The sequence below is a fragment of the Qipengyuania marisflavi genome (genome assembly GCF_005884405.1).
GTDB classification, from domain to species: Bacteria; Pseudomonadota; Alphaproteobacteria; order Sphingomonadales; family Sphingomonadaceae; genus Qipengyuania; species Qipengyuania marisflavi.
In genome coordinates this window covers 60330-75149 of record NZ_VCAO01000008.1, presented here as the reverse complement: position 1 = coordinate 75149, position 14820 = coordinate 60330, and the positions used below count along the sequence as shown (strand labels likewise).

The window sequence follows — 14820 nt, the reverse complement described above, 5'->3', positions numbered from 1 at the left end:
TCCTACGATTATCAAAAGATGCTGCAGGCTTACGGCCTGCGGCCATCGATGAGCGGCAAGGGTAATTGCTATGATAACGCCTCTGTCGAGACATTCTTCAAAAGCCTGAAGGCGGAACTAATCTGGCGGCAGAGCTGGCCAACACGGCGACAAGCCGAGGCCGCCATCTTCCAGTACATCAACGGGTTCTACAATACCCGCCGCCGCCATTCATATCTGGGCGGCATCAGCCCGCTCGCATTCGAAGCCAAAGTGGCATAATGAGATCAGTGACCGGCACAAAACCGTTACAAGTCCATCAAGATTGGATAAAGATAGCGGCAGGAGTTGCTTGCCAGCGCCGTCCGGTGCTGTATCTTATCCCGGCTGCTCCAGCTTTTCGCTTAGCGCCAGCCATTCCGCCTCTGCTGCTGATAGCTTTTCTGCAATCTGCGCGCGCTGGGACAGCAGTTCGCTCATAGTCTTGTCTGCCAGTTCGCTCGCCGCTTTGGCGGGTTCGTACATCGCCTGGTCGATCTGGCTGCACTGCGCCTGCAACTTGGCCATGTCTTTTTCTGCGCGGGCGACTTGCGATTTAAGCTGGCGTCCCCGCGCGCGGGTTTTGGCTGATGATTTGCCGCCGGTTTTGGCAGGCTTTCCCTCGCCCTTCTTCTTGGGCTGGTTCCGGCCCAGCACGAAGTCGATATAATCTTCCATGCTGCCGTCGTAATTGGTCGCGGTGCCATCATCGACCAGCACCAGCCGGTCGGCGGTCAATTCCACCATGTGGCGGTCATGGCTGATCAGGATCACTGCGCCGGTGTAATCATTGAGCGCCTGGACCAGCGCCTCGCGTGCATCGACGTCGAGGTGGTTGGTCGGCTCGTCCAAAATCAGCAGATGCGGCGCGTGGCGCGTTACCAGCGCCAGCGCCAGCCGTGCGCGCTCGCCGCCTGACAGCAGCCCGACCACGCCCATCGCGCGGTTGCCGGAAAAGCCAAAACGGCCCAATTGCGCGCGTACTGCGCCGGGCGAGGCGTCGGGCATGGCGCGTGTCATCAGCTCCAGCGGAGTTGCCTCGCTCGCCAGCTCCTCGACCTGATACTGGGTGAAATAGCCGACCTTCATCTTGGCGGAGGCGTTCATGGAGCCGTCCATCGGCTCCAACTGGGCGGCCAGCAGCCGAGCCAGCGTGGTCTTGCCATTGCCGTTTCGGCCCAGCAGCGCGATCCGGTCATCGGGGTCGATCCGCAGATTGATGCGGCGCAGCACGGGCGTGTCGGCGGTGTAGCCAACAGCTGCGAAATCAAGCGAGATCAGCGGCGGTCGCAATTCGCTGGGGTCGGGAAATCCGAAGCTGAGCGAAGGGTCCTCCATCAGTGCGGCAATCGGCTGCATCCGCGCAAGCATCTTGGCGCGCGACTGCGCCTGTTTGGCGGTTGATGCGCGGGCGCTGTTGCGGGCGACGTAATCCTCCAACCGCGCGCGCTGCGCATCTTGGGACGCCTTGGCAGAAGCCAGTTGCGCGGCGCGCTCCGCCCGCTGCCGCTCAAACGCGTCATAGCCGCCCGAATACAGCGTGATCTTGCCGCCCTGCAGGTGCAGAATGTGGTCGACAACCTTGTTCAGCAGATCACGTTCATGGCTGATGACCAGCAGCGTGGCGGGATAGGATTTGAGGAAATTCTCCAGCCACAGCGTCGCTTCAAGATCGAGATGGTTCGATGGCTCATCCAGCAGCAGAATATCGGGTTCGGAAAACAGCAGCGCGGCCAGCGCCACACGCATTCGCCACCCGCCGGAAAAACTGTCGAGCGGCTGGCGTTGCATATCCTCGTCAAAGCCCAACCCGATCAGGATGCGCGCCGCGCGCGATGGGGCGCTATAAGCATCTATCGCCAGCAGTCGTTCGTGCACATCGCCCAGCCGGTGCGGGTCGGTGCAGGTCTCTGCCTCTTCCAGCAGCGCGCTGCGTTCAGTGTCCGCCGCCAGCACCGCCTCTTCGGGCGTTGTTGATCCGGCGGGCGCTTCCTGCGCAATATAGCCGATCCGTGTGCGGCGCGGCTTTTCGACCTGGCCCTCGTCCGGGTCCAGTTCGCCGATCAGCACCTTCATCAGTGTGGATTTGCCCGCGCCATTGCGGCCGATCAGTCCGACCTTCCCGCGATGCGGGATCGCGGCACTCGCATGATCAAGGATGGTCCGGCCGCCAAGCCGCACAGTGATACCGTCAATTGTAAGCATGCACGCGCCCCTAGCAGCACTCCCGGAACTTCCCAAGCGGGCATCTGAGCCAGACACGACGGCACGCCGCGTTCACAATGTGAACGGGCGTGCCGTCGTGTCAGAGTGCAATCGAATTACATGGTTGCGAGCGTCTTGTTAGGGAAGCCGACAAGATTTTCGTCGCGGATTTCAATCTTGCGTTCGATCGATTCGATGATCGGAACCGCAAAGTTGACGCCTGCCATCTTGTTGCAGGTGTTGAGATTGCCCGGGGAAAACACGTTCACTTCCAGAATCTTGTCGCCCACAATGTCGACACCGACCAAGAACATCCCGTCTGCAATCAGGCGAGGCCGGATCAATTCGGCCACCTTGAGTTCGACATCGGTAATCTCGACCGCTTCGGCCTTGCCGCCGGCATGGATGTTACTGCGGATGTCATCTTCGGAAGCGACGCGGCGCATTGCGCAATATTTGTCACCGATCTTCAGCGGCCAGCCATTCATCATAAACATGCGAATGTCGCCCTTGGAGGCGGCTTTCACATAGGATTGCGCGATGATGTAACCATCACGGTCAATCGCTTCGATGATCTGGTTGAGGTTCGATCCGCTTTTCGAATCGACCTTGAACACGCCCGATCCGCCGGAGCCCTGCAATGGCTTGAGGATGATATTCCCGCCATGCGCCTCGGCGAATTCCTTCACGTCATTGGCGTTCTTGGTGATCATCGTTTCGGCGCGCACTTCGGCCGGGAATGACTGGAAATACAGCTTGTTGATAGCGCGGCCCAGCGCATCGGGATCGTTGAGGACCAGCACGCCGCGACGAGCGGCCTCGCGGCCGAACAGGATGCCGATGTCTTCGGCCCAAGGCGTGGTTTGCGCATCGGTCGACGGATCATTGCGCAGCATCAGGACGTCGATTTCCGACACGTCCATCTTCTTGGCCTTCTTGCCGACCTTTTTCAGCGCTTCGAAGAATTCCAGATGGGTGCCGTACTTCTTTTTCGGCACGAAATGGCCGTGCACCGCCAGGCTGTCATCAGCTGACAGAACGAAGCCCGATGGCGTGACATAGCACACCTCGTGCCCGCGTACTGCGGCCGCATGGGCCAGCACGGTAGTTGCGTAATTGGGATATTCGGTAGCCAAGTCATTGACGAAAAATGCGAACCGCATGGCTTGTTTCCAATAGTCAGAGGGTGGAGAAATCAGGATTGTCACGGAATGCGGCAATCCGGTCTTGGGAAGCTTTAACGTTTAGAAATTCAGGGCGCAGGCGCGGTTCTTTGAGCAGACCGCGCGCGGCGAGGTCTTGCACCACGCCGACATGGCGTTTGGCGATCTTGCCGTACCAGAAGGGTGTCAAATCCCCGCCCTGGACCAGAATATCGAGCACCAACTTGAAGCCGCGCAGATATATCGCGTCCTTGGCAAGTCCTCCAGAGCGGAAGATCCGGGCGGTGATGCTGAATGCACCACGCTCGCTGAACCCAAGCTGATCATGCAACATTCGGTAAACCTCTACGAAACTGGCACCATCGATCATCGCATCGACGCCCAATACTCGCCCCGCCAGCAGACGCAGCCGTGAATTGGTCAGCCCGCCAACCGCCCATTCGGCAAATACGGCCAGCCCCTCCTGAATACCTTCATATCCGGCGAGGCCGTTCTTGAAGATTTCCAGATCGTGACTCTCGCCATTGAAATATGTCAGCAAGTGGATGCTGACTTCGTGGTGCAACAACGGTTCGATGCGGTTGCGCGGTGCCATTGTCGATGAGCCGATATAAAGCCGACTGCCCGATACCATCATTCCCGGCGACAGATCGTCGCGAATTTCGACTTTGGCGTCGAAGCATTCGTCCTGTTGGTGATAACGGGAGACCAGCCGCCGCGCAGCATCGGCGATTTCGTGACAATCGGCCTTTGACCGGTCACCTTTCGCCTTGCGTTTGGGGGCGGCCAGAATGCTTTTGGCGGCATCACGCAATTCGCTGTCGACGGTTTCATACAGCATCAGCGAGGCGAAGCGGAAACGCGGCGTATTGCGTGTGTCCAGCATGGTGAGCTGGTGGTCTAGCTCATGCCGCTTCTCGGAGAACAGCGTTTCCAAAACAGGGTCTTCGATGGCGCGAAAATCGATGGAGTACAGCTCTCGCTTGGCCTGATCGGGATCGACGCTGAGCGGGCGATAACGGAAAGTCGGGGCGTACTGCCCGCCGCTTTCCTGGAAATCAGCAAAGGCCTGTTCGCTGTTGATGGGGGACACGCCCATGAGGAAGTCGAACTGGCCGCAGATCCGGTCAATCGCAGCGTCGACCTTGCTGGCTGCATCAAGGAAGGTGCGCCGGCCCAAGGCGCGGTGATGGACAGGGCAAGCCAGCTCTTCGCTTTCGATGAAGCGATAAGCCGACTTCAGCAGGGCATCGAATACGCCGACCGCCAAATCGTGGAACAGCAGTGGGTAAATCGATTTGCCATCCGACTGAAAATGCACCTGCGGCAGGCCAAGCGAAACGTGGGCGCAGCCGCAATCGGACAGCGCCTGCGCCAGACTGGGTTCGAGCGCCCAATCGCTCGTGCGGTCGACCTGGCAATGCCGCATATCGACATCGATATCGCACAGCGCCCGTTCCAGCATACGCGCCGCGGCTTTGCCGCCCGATGTGCCGTCAGTGCCGATCACCGCGCGGAATTCGGGCAGGCTTGGTGTGTCTTCGGCGCTGGCCTCAGGTGCGGGCAGATCGTAAACTGAAATGACCAGATTACTGGCGAAAGAGCGGTTGTTTTGCGCCAGCACTGCCTTGGTGGCAGCGACCCCCTCGGCATTGTCCGATGCGGCGGGCCAGACGACATAGGCCGGACTGGTGGTTGCGACGCGGTGTGACAGGCTGGCAGAATTGTCCTCGTCAAAACGATTGACGATCAGGAACGGCAAGGGCCGGTCCACATGAACCCGGCCGCCATTGCTTAAATCCTGTCGCAACGAACCGCTGGCGCTGAAAGTATAATCCTGGTACGGTTTGACCGCGCGAAGTTTGGACTGGGCAGCGGTCATTTGAGCGCTTTCTCCGCCGCTGCCGCCGCGCATTCGATTAGGCCGCGCATCGCGCCAAGGTCCTGCTTGTTCGGCTCTCCGGTCCACTCATCCATATAGAATTTCTTGAATTCGATCGCGATTGCGCAGCCGGTTTCGGGGTAATTGTCGTGTACGAATTTGGTCAGCGCACCCTTGCCCTGAAAGGCGATGTTTTCCCGCACATCGAGGCGGCGGCCATTGAAGTCGAAATTGCGCATGGCCTCCATCACCGGCTCAAGCACCGGCGCCCAGAATTCGCGCGGCATCGATGATGTGCCGATATTGATTTCAGGGGCATCTTCGGGGCTGGTCGGCGGGCCATCAGGTCCGTCGCGGCGGTGGTTGTAACTGTGCACGTCAAGCAGCACAAAGCGCGGGTGATCGCGCGCCACATCGTCCAGCAGACTGCCCATCATGCGGTAAAAAGCGCGGTGGATATCCAAAGACCGTTCGACCAGATCGTCAGCGGGCTCTTTGTGCCAAACCTTCAGACCCCAGCTATGCTCGGGCGTGCGATAGACCGCATTTTCCTCGCCGCGATTGAGATCGAATTCGAAGCGTGAGCGAATACCGATCACATGGGTGGGGTTCGATGCGACCGCCTGACCGGTGAAGGGGTCTTCTTCGCGCAACCGGCCTTCTTCCGAAAGCGCCATGGCTTCGGCCACTTCGCTGCGTAGCGTGTGGCCGTCATGGATCGCGGTTGCGATGATCGGTCCGGCCCCGCGCTGGGTTCGCCACCATGCCTCGCTTGAATTGAATTCTGTCATCTGGAAAGTCCTCCGTAGGCTAACGTACGGAAGTCCGGAATGTTTCGCGCTGCAGTTTGATCAGTTGTTCGGTGTGATCCGCACCTCGGCGGAGGCGTAGTCGAATTCGAAAATATGCTCCGCGCAGGTGCGCCGCCGGATATGCGCGGGGAGGGGCGCGCATTCGAGCTGAGCATCACGCGCAGCACGGCTGACGATTTCCTGGATCAGCGCGCCTTCGGGCCAGCCTGAGCAATAGCGTGTGCGCCCCGATTTCCAGCACGCCACCGCGCCGCCATCCGCAATAATTTCCGCCTGCACATCGCCTTCGAAGCGGTCATGCCAGCGGGTGATCTCCCAGCCATCGCCGCTATATCCGGCGCCTTGTGCAAAGGTTTCGCTCAGCACGACTTTGCCGCCGACAAGGGGGGCTAGCGGGCCGGGGGGCAGGGTATCGGGAATGGAGAAATCGTCGCTGCGGCTGCCAGTGCGCGGGCCGATCACGATCTGGCCGGTGAACGCCCCCAGCGATGCCGACAGGCTATCCGGGACAATCGGCAAGCATGGCACCACCACCAGCGCATAGTCATCAAGCGGGGCATCGGGCGCGACGATATTGACATTCAGCCCCAGCCTGCGCAAGGCGGTATAGCAACTGAACGCCGCCCACAGCGCCGAGCATCCCTCGCCCTGCGGCTGGATCTGGGTGATCCATTCCGAGGGATAGGAAAACACCAGCGCCGCATGTTTGGGGGCCGCGCCCGGATCGCCAATCTCCGCGATTTCGTCTGCTACCGTGCGCACTTCGGCCAAGGCAGGCGCGGGTTTGCCATCGGTGCGCAGCAGGCCTGCGTGCATCTGTTCCTGTGCCATGGGGAATTGCCGCCAGCGGAAATAGCTGACCAGCTCCGCCCCATGCGCCAGCGCCTCCAGCGTCCACAGCCGCACCATGCCGGACAGCGGCGCAGGATTGTGGCGCGCCCAGTTTACCGGGCCGGGCTGCTGTTCCAGAACCGACCAGCGCCCGTCTTTGGCACAGCCGCGATAGAGATCGTGGTGGAAGGCGGCGATATCGGGATGACCCTGCCGCGCGAAATCGCGCTTCTCCTGCGCAGTGAAGCGGAACTGTTCCAGAAAGCCCAGTGGGTAGCTGTCCCAGCCCAGCACATCGAGATCCTGCGCCAGATCGTGATGGTCAAAGCCGGTGTAGAAACCCATCGCATTGTGCGTGATGTCACGGCCCGGTGAATGACGGCGCAGAATGTCCACCTGTGCACGGTTGAAGGACACCACCTGATCCGATGAGAACCGGCGGAACGCCAGCCAATGCGCTGGATTGCCCTCGGTTACAGTCAGGTTGGGCAGCTCTATCTTGTCAAAGGCGCGGTATTCCATACTCCAGAAGACATTGCCCCAAGCCGCGTTCAGCGTCGCAATCGTGCCGTAGCGCTCCGCCAGCCAGAGGCGAAACGCATCGCGGGCTGCGGCGGAGAAGCTCTGCACCGTGTCATGGCAGCCATATTCATTGTCGGTCTGCCAGCACACCACCGCAGGGTGCTCGCCATATCGCTGTGCCAGCGCGGTGGTGATCCGCGCCGCCTCTGCGCGGTAGCCTGCATGGCTGAAGCAATAGTGCCGCCGCGATCCGAAGCCGCGCGGTTTGCCATCGCGGTCCACGGCGATCATGTCGGGCATCCGGTCAACCAGCCACTTGGGCGGTGTGGCCGTCGGGGTGCCCAGAATAATGCCCAATCCGGCATCCGCCAGCACAGCAATCGCGCGGTCCAGCCAATCCCATTCGAAGCGTCTCGGCTCCGGCTCTATCCGGCTCCAGGCGAACTCGCCGATACGCACGCGGGTGAGGCCGCTGGCCCTCATCAGCGCTGCATCCTGTGCCCAGCAGTCCTCCGGCCAATGCTCGGGATAATAGCACACGCCAAGGCGCATCGCGGTGTCGGGACGGTCCATCACCGGCAGATCGGCCAAGCTGCGAAACGCGTCAATAGCTCTCGCCCCGCCGCCATCGCCGCAATCGCAGTTTGCAATTCGCCCTGCCGCGTTTAGGCAGCGATTTGGGATCGGGAGAATTACGGCAATGAGCGGCGACACTGCGCAATTTGGAAGTGCGATTCAGATCGCCGTATTCGTCAGCCTGACAGTGGCCGTCGCATTGCTGACCTGGTGGAAAGTCCGCAGCGCCAAGCACGATGGTTCCGAAAAAGACGTCTATCTGGCGGGCAAGGGGCTGAGCTGGTTCTTCGTCGCCGGTTCGATCACGCTGACCAATCTTTCGACCGACCAATTGGTGGGCATGAACGGCAATCAGATGATGCTGCTCGCCTGGTGGGAAATCGCCGGTTTCATCGGCCTGATGGCGCTCGCCTTTGTATTTGTGCCGCTGTATTATCGCTACAATTGCACCACTGTGACCGAGCTGCTGGAGCGCCGCTATGACGGGCGTTCGATCCGCACTCTGATCTCTGCGATTTTTCTGCTGGGCAATATCCTGATTTATCTGCCTGCTGCGCTGTATTCGGGTGGGCTGTTCCTGCAATCGTTGTTCGGGGATCAGGTGCCACTGATGACGTTTGCCATCGGGCTGGCCGTGGTTGCGGCGGGTTATACGATCTTCGGCGGCCTGCGCGCTGTGGCGGTTATGGACACCTTCTCTGGCATTGGCATTCTGGCGCTGGCGCTGCTGATCGTCTTTCTGGCGCTGGCTGCGGTGGATTTCGATATTGTCACAGGCGTCCCGGCAGAACGGTTGAGCATGGTGGGCGCAGCGGACAGTCCGATCCCGTTCCACACGCTGTTCACCGGCATGGCATTTATCCAGATCTTCTATTGGTCAACCAATCAGAACATCACGCAAAAGGCGATGGCTGCCCCCACAGTACAGGAAGCGCGCAAGGGCGTGTTCGTCGCAGCCGCCGTGCGTATTCTGGTGGTCCCGCCCATCGTCGTAATCCCCGGCGTGGTGGCATATAAGCTGTTCGGAGACATCGGCGATGCAGCCTATGGGCGGCTGGTTGCCGAAGTGCTGCCAGTATGGCTGTCCGGCGCCTTTGCCGCGATGGTGGCGGCGGCGGTGATCACCACATTCAGCGCCGTGCTCAACTCCACTGTTGCGCTGTATTCGGTTGATTTCCACGAGCAGTTTATCGGCAAGGTCGCCAATCACTGGAAACTGGGCGCGGCCATGAGTGTGCTGGCGACCGGGCTCGCGCTGCTGATGGTGCCGGTTTACATGAATGCTGAAAGCATCATCAATCTGCTGCAACAACTTAATGGGCTGTCGTCGATGCCGATCCTGTCGGCCTTTATCGTCGGACTATTGTTCCGCGGCGTGTCCGCCCGCGCGGCGATTGCGGGCGTGGTCTGGGGCATCGGGCTGTACGCGCTGTACAGCTTCAAATTGCAGGAGGCGAACGTCATTTCGCTGCATTACATCGACTTTATGGTGGTCACGCTGTTCACCTCGGTCGCGGCGGCGCTGGCGTTCAACCGCTTTGTAATGGGCCGCCGTGCCGAGTGGATCGGGCTGGCGCTGTTCCGCGGTCAAGAGGGACCTGAGGACGCGGGCAAAGCGGTCTGAATAGGCACCATGAAACCCGCTGATCTTGCTGCATTGCATGGCCCCGAATGGAGCCTGGTGCTTGAGCGGCGGGACGGGGCGCAGCCGGTCTGGCGGCACCTTGGTGCGCGGGTCGATCCGGGCGAGCTGCCCAAGCTGGCCGCATTGCGCGGCGCGGCGACGTTCTCGCTGGAGGGCGACCATGCGATAGGACTGCTGCCGGTTGGCGGGCTTGGTTGGTTTGGTCCAGCAGCGGCGGCGCTGCGGGGCGAAGATGGCAAAGCAATACCGCTGGCTTTTGAACAATGTGCGGTTGAGCAAGACGATGCGCAGCTGTCCCTGACGCTTTGCGATACCGTGTCGAGGGTCGAATGCGCGGTGGCCTTCCGCGTTGCAGCCAGTGGCGCGCTCGAAGTCAGTACGCAACTCACCAACAACTCTGACACGACCGTTATTGTGGACCGCCTGGCGAGCGCAACTCTGCCACTTCCCGCTGGATCGCGCGAGATCATCTCGTGGCGCGGGCGGCACAATGCCGAGTTCAGCGAATGCCGTGAGACGATGCCCGCGCATGGCTGGGTGCGCGAAACCCGGCGCGGCTTGCCGGGACATGGCGGGCCGTGTGGCTGCTATGTGCTGGGCGAGGATAGCGGGTGGCACAGCGGCCAGACCACCGCGCTGCAATTGGCATGGTCGGGTGATGCGCGGCTGTTGATCGAGCGCGATGACGAGGGGTTCTGGACCTGCATGGCAGAGGCGGTGTTGCAAGCCGGCGAATCCGCGCTCGCCCCCGGCGAAACTTATGCCGCACCGCCGGTCCTGGTTGCCCTGTCCACAAAGGGCCGCAACGGCGCGATGTCGCAAATGCACGGTGCGGTGCGCGAGCGGATCGACTGGCCAGATGGTGCGATGACACCGCGCCCTGTGCATCTCAACAGCTGGGAAGCTTGCTATTTCGCGCATGACGAGACGCGGATCGGCGAATTGGCCGAGGCAGGTGCCAAGCTGGGCATCGAACGTTTCGTGCTGGACGATGGCTGGTTTCGCGGACGCAATAATGACATGGCCGGACTGGGTGACTGGACCCCCGATCCGGCGAAATATCCCAGCGGACTCGCCCCGATTGCGCAGAGAGTCACGGACCTTGGGATGCAGTTCGGGCTGTGGGTGGAACCTGAAATGGTCAATCCCTACAGCGATCTTTACCGCGCGCATCCCGATTGGGTGCTTGCATTACAGGAGCGCGAACAGCCAACGGCGCGCAATCAACTGGTGTTGGATATGCGCCGCGCCGATGTGCAGGATAATCTGTTCGCTCAGATTGACAGCCTGCTGACCGAAGCGAGGATTTCCTACCTCAAATGGGACCACAACCGCGACCATGCGCCCTCTGGCGGCGCGAAGCAGGTGCGCGGAACCCATGCGTTGCTGGCGCGGCTGCGTGCGGCACATCCCGGGGTCGAGATTGAAAGCTGCGCGGGCGGGGGCGGGCGGATCGACGCTGGCATCGCGCAATACACGCACCGGTTCTGGACCAGCGACAATATTGACGCAGTGGCCCGCATCGGGATGCAGCGCGGCTTTCTGGCCTTTATGCCGCCCGAGACGATGGGCGCGCATGTCGGTGCCAGCCCCAGCCACGCAACCGGGCGCGTGCAGTCACTCGATTTCCGCGCCGCTATTGCGTGCCAGGGGCACTTCGGGGTGGAGATGGATCCTGCCGCGATGGACAGCCGCGAGCGCGAAAGGCTTGCCGCGTGGATCGCCTTTTACAAACAGTGGCGTGTAGTGGTTCATGCTGGACGCGTTTATCTGGGCGAAGCTGGTGACGGGCTGGTCTGGCAGGCGCAGGGGAGCGAGGATGAATTGCTGCTGTGGCTCATCCGCCGCGACCACGGCGGTGACCGGCGCGCGCAGCCTATTGCGCTGCCATTTGCCGTTGGACGCGATTGGGATGTATCCTTGCTGCGGCATGCTGGCCAGAGCGGTGTGCTGACCCCGCGCGCTGCGCCCGCATTTGCCGCAATGCGCGATACGCCCCAGCGCTTCACCGGCAGCTGGCTGGCGCAGGCCGGGCTGCCGGTCCCCGCACTCGCTGCCGAAAGCGCGCTGATCTTCCATTTGAAAGCTCTCCCATGACCCGTGACCTGCCGCATCGCCGCCTCAACCGCCTGACAGGGGAGTGGGTGCTGGTCAGCCCGCAGCGGATGAAACGTCCGTGGCAGGGCGAGCGCAAAGCGGTGGGGACCGCCGAGCGCCGCAGCCATGATGCTGATTGCTACCTCTGCCCCGGAAATGCACGAGTGGGCGGCGCAGCAAACCCGGATTATTCCGGGACATTTGTCTTTCCAAACGACTTTCCCGCGCTGCTTGATGACAGTGCCCCCGCGATGGATGGCGGCGTCCTTCGCGAGGAACCTGCACGCGGTGAAGCGCGGGTGATATGCTACAGCCCCGACCATTCGCAGACGTTGGCGCGGCTGGATGATGCTGGTCGGCGCGCAGTGATCGACGGCTGGTGCGCGCTGTCTGCGGAGCTTGGCGAGCGCTGGGCGCATGTCCAGATTTTCGAGAACAAGGGCGCGATGATGGGCGCATCCTCGCCGCATCCACATGGTCAGGTCTGGGCGGGCGATTTCGTCCCTTCCATCGCAGATCGAGAGGATGACTGCCAGCGCGCTTATCATGGCGAGCATGGTGCAGTGCTGCTGGATGCGGTGGCGGCGGCGGAAGATGCGGCTGGTGCGCGGGTGGTAGTGTCCAACGATCACTGGCTGGCGGTTGTGCCGCACTGGGCTGCATGGCCATTTGAAACGCTGGTTACTGCGCGCGGGGATGTGCGGCGGCTGGAGGATCTTGACGGGGCCGGGCGCGGCGCATTGGCGGAATTGCTGGGTCAGTTGCTGCCAGCCTATGATGCGCTGTTCGACACCGATTTCCCTTATTCGATGGGCTGGCACGGCGCGCCGCATGGGGCCGGAGAGGACAGCGGGCATTGGCGGCTGCATGCGCATTTCCTGCCGCCGCTGCTACGCTCGGCAGAGATCCGCAAGCATATGGTCGGCTTCGAATTGCTCGCCGAGACCCAGCGCGACCTGACGCCTGAAGCGGCGGCCCAGCGGTTGCGGGAGGTGCTGGCATGAGCGCCGCGGCAATTGCGGCAGCGCAGGCGGCATTCGTGAAGCAATTTGGCTGCGATCCGAGCGGGGTGGCCTTCGCGCCGGGACGGGTCAATCTGATTGGCGAACATGTCGATTACAATGACGGGTTGGTGCTCCCGATGCCTGTCCAGCAGGGTACGGCGGTGGCGTGGGGGCCTGGCGAGGACAGCCAAATCCACGCTTTTGCTGCTGATTTCAGCGCGCATGATTCGTTCGATCCCGCAGCGCCGCAAAACCCCGCCGATCCCGATTGGCGATCCTATGTGCGCGGCATGGCTGCGCAATGGCTATCGCCGCTGCCGGGCATAAGGCTGGCAATCAGCGGCGATCTGCCGCGCGGATCGGGGCTGTCGTCATCCGCCTCGCTCTGCATCGCGCTGGGCAGGGCATTTGCGGCTGCTAGCGGCACCACGCAACACTCGCGCACGCTGGCGCTGATGGCACTACGGACTGAGCATGATTATGCCGGCGTCGCCTGCGGCATCATGGACCAGATGGCGGTCGCTGCAGGTCAGCCCGGCCACGCAATGCTGCTCGATTGCCGCGATTTGTCGTTCGACTTGCGCGCGATCCCCAAGGACTGGGCTATCATGGTGGTCGACAGCGGAGTCACTCGCGGGCTGGTCGATGGCGAATACAACGCCCGGCGCGCGCAATGCGAGGCGGCAGCGGAGGCGCTCGGGGTGATGTCTCTGCGTGATGTGACGGCGGAACAGCTGGCGCAGGCGCAATTGCCCCAGGGCGCTGCCAAACGCGCCGCCCATGTAGTGGGCGAAATCGCCCGTGTGAACCGCGCGCATCAGGCGATGGCTGCTGGCGATCTGAAGGGTTTTGGCGCTACTTTGCGTGAAGGTCACGCGTCACTGCGCGATCTGTTCGAGGTCAGCGTATCGGAAGTCGACGCGCTGGTTGCAAAGGTGGATCACTTCGTAGGCACAGAGGGCGGCGCTCGGATGACCGGGGCGGGGTTTGGCGGTTCTGTCGTGGTGGTGATGCGCCGGGGCCGCGAAGCCGCTCTGCGTGAGGTTTTGGGCGCGCCAGTGACGCAGGTCTATTGATCGGCGAGGCGTCCAGCCCGGACCACCATCGACACTGACCAGACTTCTCCCGGAGCCAGCACTCTGGTCCCGGCATTGTGGCCGGAGCGATTAAAGGCATCGGTCATATGCGTCACCGGCTCGGCGCAGAAAAATTCCTCGCCATCCGGGACATAGACTGTTGTGAAGGCAAGGTCGGGCGAAGGCTCGATCACAGCCGCCAGATTGCGGTCGGGCCAGCTGATGGTAAGCGGGCCGCTGCGCGCGGTATAGACCGTATCGACGCTGCGAGTGCCCACCGGCGCGCCGTTCCACCAGTCAATTGGTGCAGCGCGATCGTCCAGAGCGGTGGGCAGGCACTGCGCATCATTGGCCCACTCGCCGCGGTGCAGGCCGTGATAGACGGTGTTGGCAGAGCGCGGAAAATAGGGATGGAAACCCAGACCGGCGGGCATAGGTCGGTCCGAACGGTTTTCGATCCGCAGTCCAAAAAATGCATGGTCAGCGCAGAGCGAAAGGCTGTGCTCGGCGCAGAAGTCCCACGGCCATTGGTCGGCGCTGTGTTCCAACCGCAATACTGCACGGTCGCTCTCAGCTTCCACAATGTCCCACGATGCGACCCAGCCGAAGCCGTGCAGCACCGGCTCCCCAGCCTCCTCCGGGTGGTTCGGCTGCAATTGAACTGAAGTATCGCTAAATGCGAAACGGGACCCAGCGATACGGTTGGAGAAGGGCACAAGCGGAAAGCAGCTGCTGCCCAGAACGCCATTGCCCGTATGCGGCCGGAAAATGCGCTGATCCTGCCAACCCAGCATCGTCACAGAACCGCCGTGCTGCGGGTCCACTTCCATCGCATATGGCCCATTGGACAGGCTCAGTCTCACCAATCACACTCCTTGCACGAAAACACCATGCGTCTTGTACGAGCAATGTACCCTGACGGAACCCTTTTCCGCCTGCATTGGCGAGAAGCGCTTGACGCCAGCATCGCAAAGCGCCTCAAATAAGCC

11 protein-coding genes are annotated in these 14820 nt (G+C 61.7%); 5 read left to right on the top strand and 6 right to left on the bottom strand.

The genetic code is table 11. From position 1 onward, the window contains the following. Window positions 1-261: IS3 family transposase (locus FEV51_RS11735; RefSeq protein ID WP_138615238.1), on the top strand; the 261-nt coding region annotated here is incomplete at its 5' end. A 96-nt stretch (window positions 262-357) separates the two neighbouring features. Here the strand turns inward: FEV51_RS11735 and FEV51_RS11730 are convergent. The 5 genes from FEV51_RS11730 to FEV51_RS11710 all read right to left on the bottom strand — a co-directional run bounded on the left by FEV51_RS11730 (window position 358) and on the right by FEV51_RS11710 (window position 8024). Then, window positions 358-2223, bottom strand: coding sequence for an ABC-F family ATP-binding cassette domain-containing protein (locus FEV51_RS11730; RefSeq protein ID WP_138619146.1), 1866 nt, complete (start codon window positions 2221-2223; stop codon window positions 358-360). 116 nt (window positions 2224-2339) lie between these two features. Then, window positions 2340-3386 carry a glutathione synthetase gene (locus FEV51_RS11725; protein ID WP_138619145.1) on the bottom strand — a complete coding sequence of 349 codons (1047 nt, stop codon included), beginning with the start codon at window positions 3384-3386 and terminating at the stop codon, window positions 2340-2342. 16 nt (window positions 3387-3402) lie between these two features. Further along, window positions 3403-5268, bottom strand: a complete 1866-nt coding sequence (locus FEV51_RS11720; RefSeq protein WP_171033126.1) for a flavohemoglobin expression-modulating QEGLA motif protein — start codon at window positions 5266-5268, stop codon at window positions 3403-3405. Next, entirely contained in the window at window positions 5265-6059 is a 795-nt protein-coding gene (locus tag FEV51_RS11715; protein WP_138619141.1) for an N-formylglutamate amidohydrolase, read from the bottom strand. The genes FEV51_RS11720 and FEV51_RS11715 overlap by 4 nt, the downstream gene beginning before the upstream one ends. A 60-nt stretch (window positions 6060-6119) precedes the next feature. After that, complete coding sequence (locus FEV51_RS11710) at window positions 6120-8024, bottom strand: beta-galactosidase (protein WP_246034547.1); 1905 nt, start codon at window positions 8022-8024, stop codon at window positions 6120-6122. Between the two features lie 109 nt (window positions 8025-8133). On the opposite strand from FEV51_RS11710, the gene FEV51_RS11705 reads away from it, so the two are divergent. The 4 genes from FEV51_RS11705 to galK are packed head-to-tail and all read left to right on the top strand — an operon-like array spanning window position 8134 to window position 13831. Further along, on the top strand, window positions 8134-9633 hold the full coding sequence (locus FEV51_RS11705) for a sodium:solute symporter family transporter (protein ID WP_138619139.1): 1500 nt from the start codon (window positions 8134-8136) through the stop codon (window positions 9631-9633). Between the two features lie 9 nt (window positions 9634-9642). After that, window positions 9643-11751, top strand: coding sequence for an alpha-galactosidase (locus FEV51_RS11700; RefSeq protein ID WP_138619137.1), 2109 nt, complete (start codon window positions 9643-9645; stop codon window positions 11749-11751). Next, window positions 11748-12755, top strand: a complete 1008-nt coding sequence (locus FEV51_RS11695; RefSeq protein ID WP_138619135.1) for a UDP-glucose--hexose-1-phosphate uridylyltransferase — start codon at window positions 11748-11750, stop codon at window positions 12753-12755. The genes FEV51_RS11700 and FEV51_RS11695 overlap by 4 nt, the downstream gene beginning before the upstream one ends. Further along, window positions 12752-13831, top strand: a complete 1080-nt coding sequence (galK, locus tag FEV51_RS11690; RefSeq protein ID WP_138619133.1) for a galactokinase — start codon at window positions 12752-12754, stop codon at window positions 13829-13831. The genes FEV51_RS11695 and galK overlap by 4 nt, the downstream gene beginning before the upstream one ends. On the opposite strand, the gene FEV51_RS11685 is transcribed toward galK, so the two are convergent. Next, window positions 13825-14694, bottom strand: a complete 870-nt coding sequence (locus FEV51_RS11685) for an aldose 1-epimerase (protein WP_138619131.1) — start codon at window positions 14692-14694, stop codon at window positions 13825-13827. The genes galK and FEV51_RS11685 overlap by 7 nt on opposite strands. Window positions 14695-14820: the final 126 nt, after the last annotated feature.

Bases quoted from the DNA above. Each gene is read 5' to 3' on its own strand.
- FEV51_RS11700 (WP_138619137.1), top strand. From the start codon at position 9,643: ATGAAACCCGCTGATCTTGCTGCATTGCATGGCCCCGAATGGAGCCTG.
- galK (WP_138619133.1), top strand. From the start codon at position 12,752: ATGAGCGCCGCGGCAATTGCGGCAGCGCAGGCGGCATTCGTGAAGCAA.
- FEV51_RS11725 (WP_138619145.1), bottom strand. From the start codon at position 3,386: ATGCGGTTCGCATTTTTCGTCAATGACTTGGCTACCGAATATCCCAAT.
- FEV51_RS11695 (WP_138619135.1), top strand. From the start codon at position 11,748: ATGACCCGTGACCTGCCGCATCGCCGCCTCAACCGCCTGACAGGGGAG.
- FEV51_RS11705 (WP_138619139.1), top strand. From the start codon at position 8,134: ATGAGCGGCGACACTGCGCAATTTGGAAGTGCGATTCAGATCGCCGTA.
- FEV51_RS11720 (WP_171033126.1), bottom strand. From the start codon at position 5,268: ATGACCGCTGCCCAGTCCAAACTTCGCGCGGTCAAACCGTACCAGGAT.
- FEV51_RS11715 (WP_138619141.1), bottom strand. From the start codon at position 6,059: ATGACAGAATTCAATTCAAGCGAGGCATGGTGGCGAACCCAGCGCGGG.
- FEV51_RS11730 (WP_138619146.1), bottom strand. From the start codon at position 2,223: ATGCTTACAATTGACGGTATCACTGTGCGGCTTGGCGGCCGGACCATC.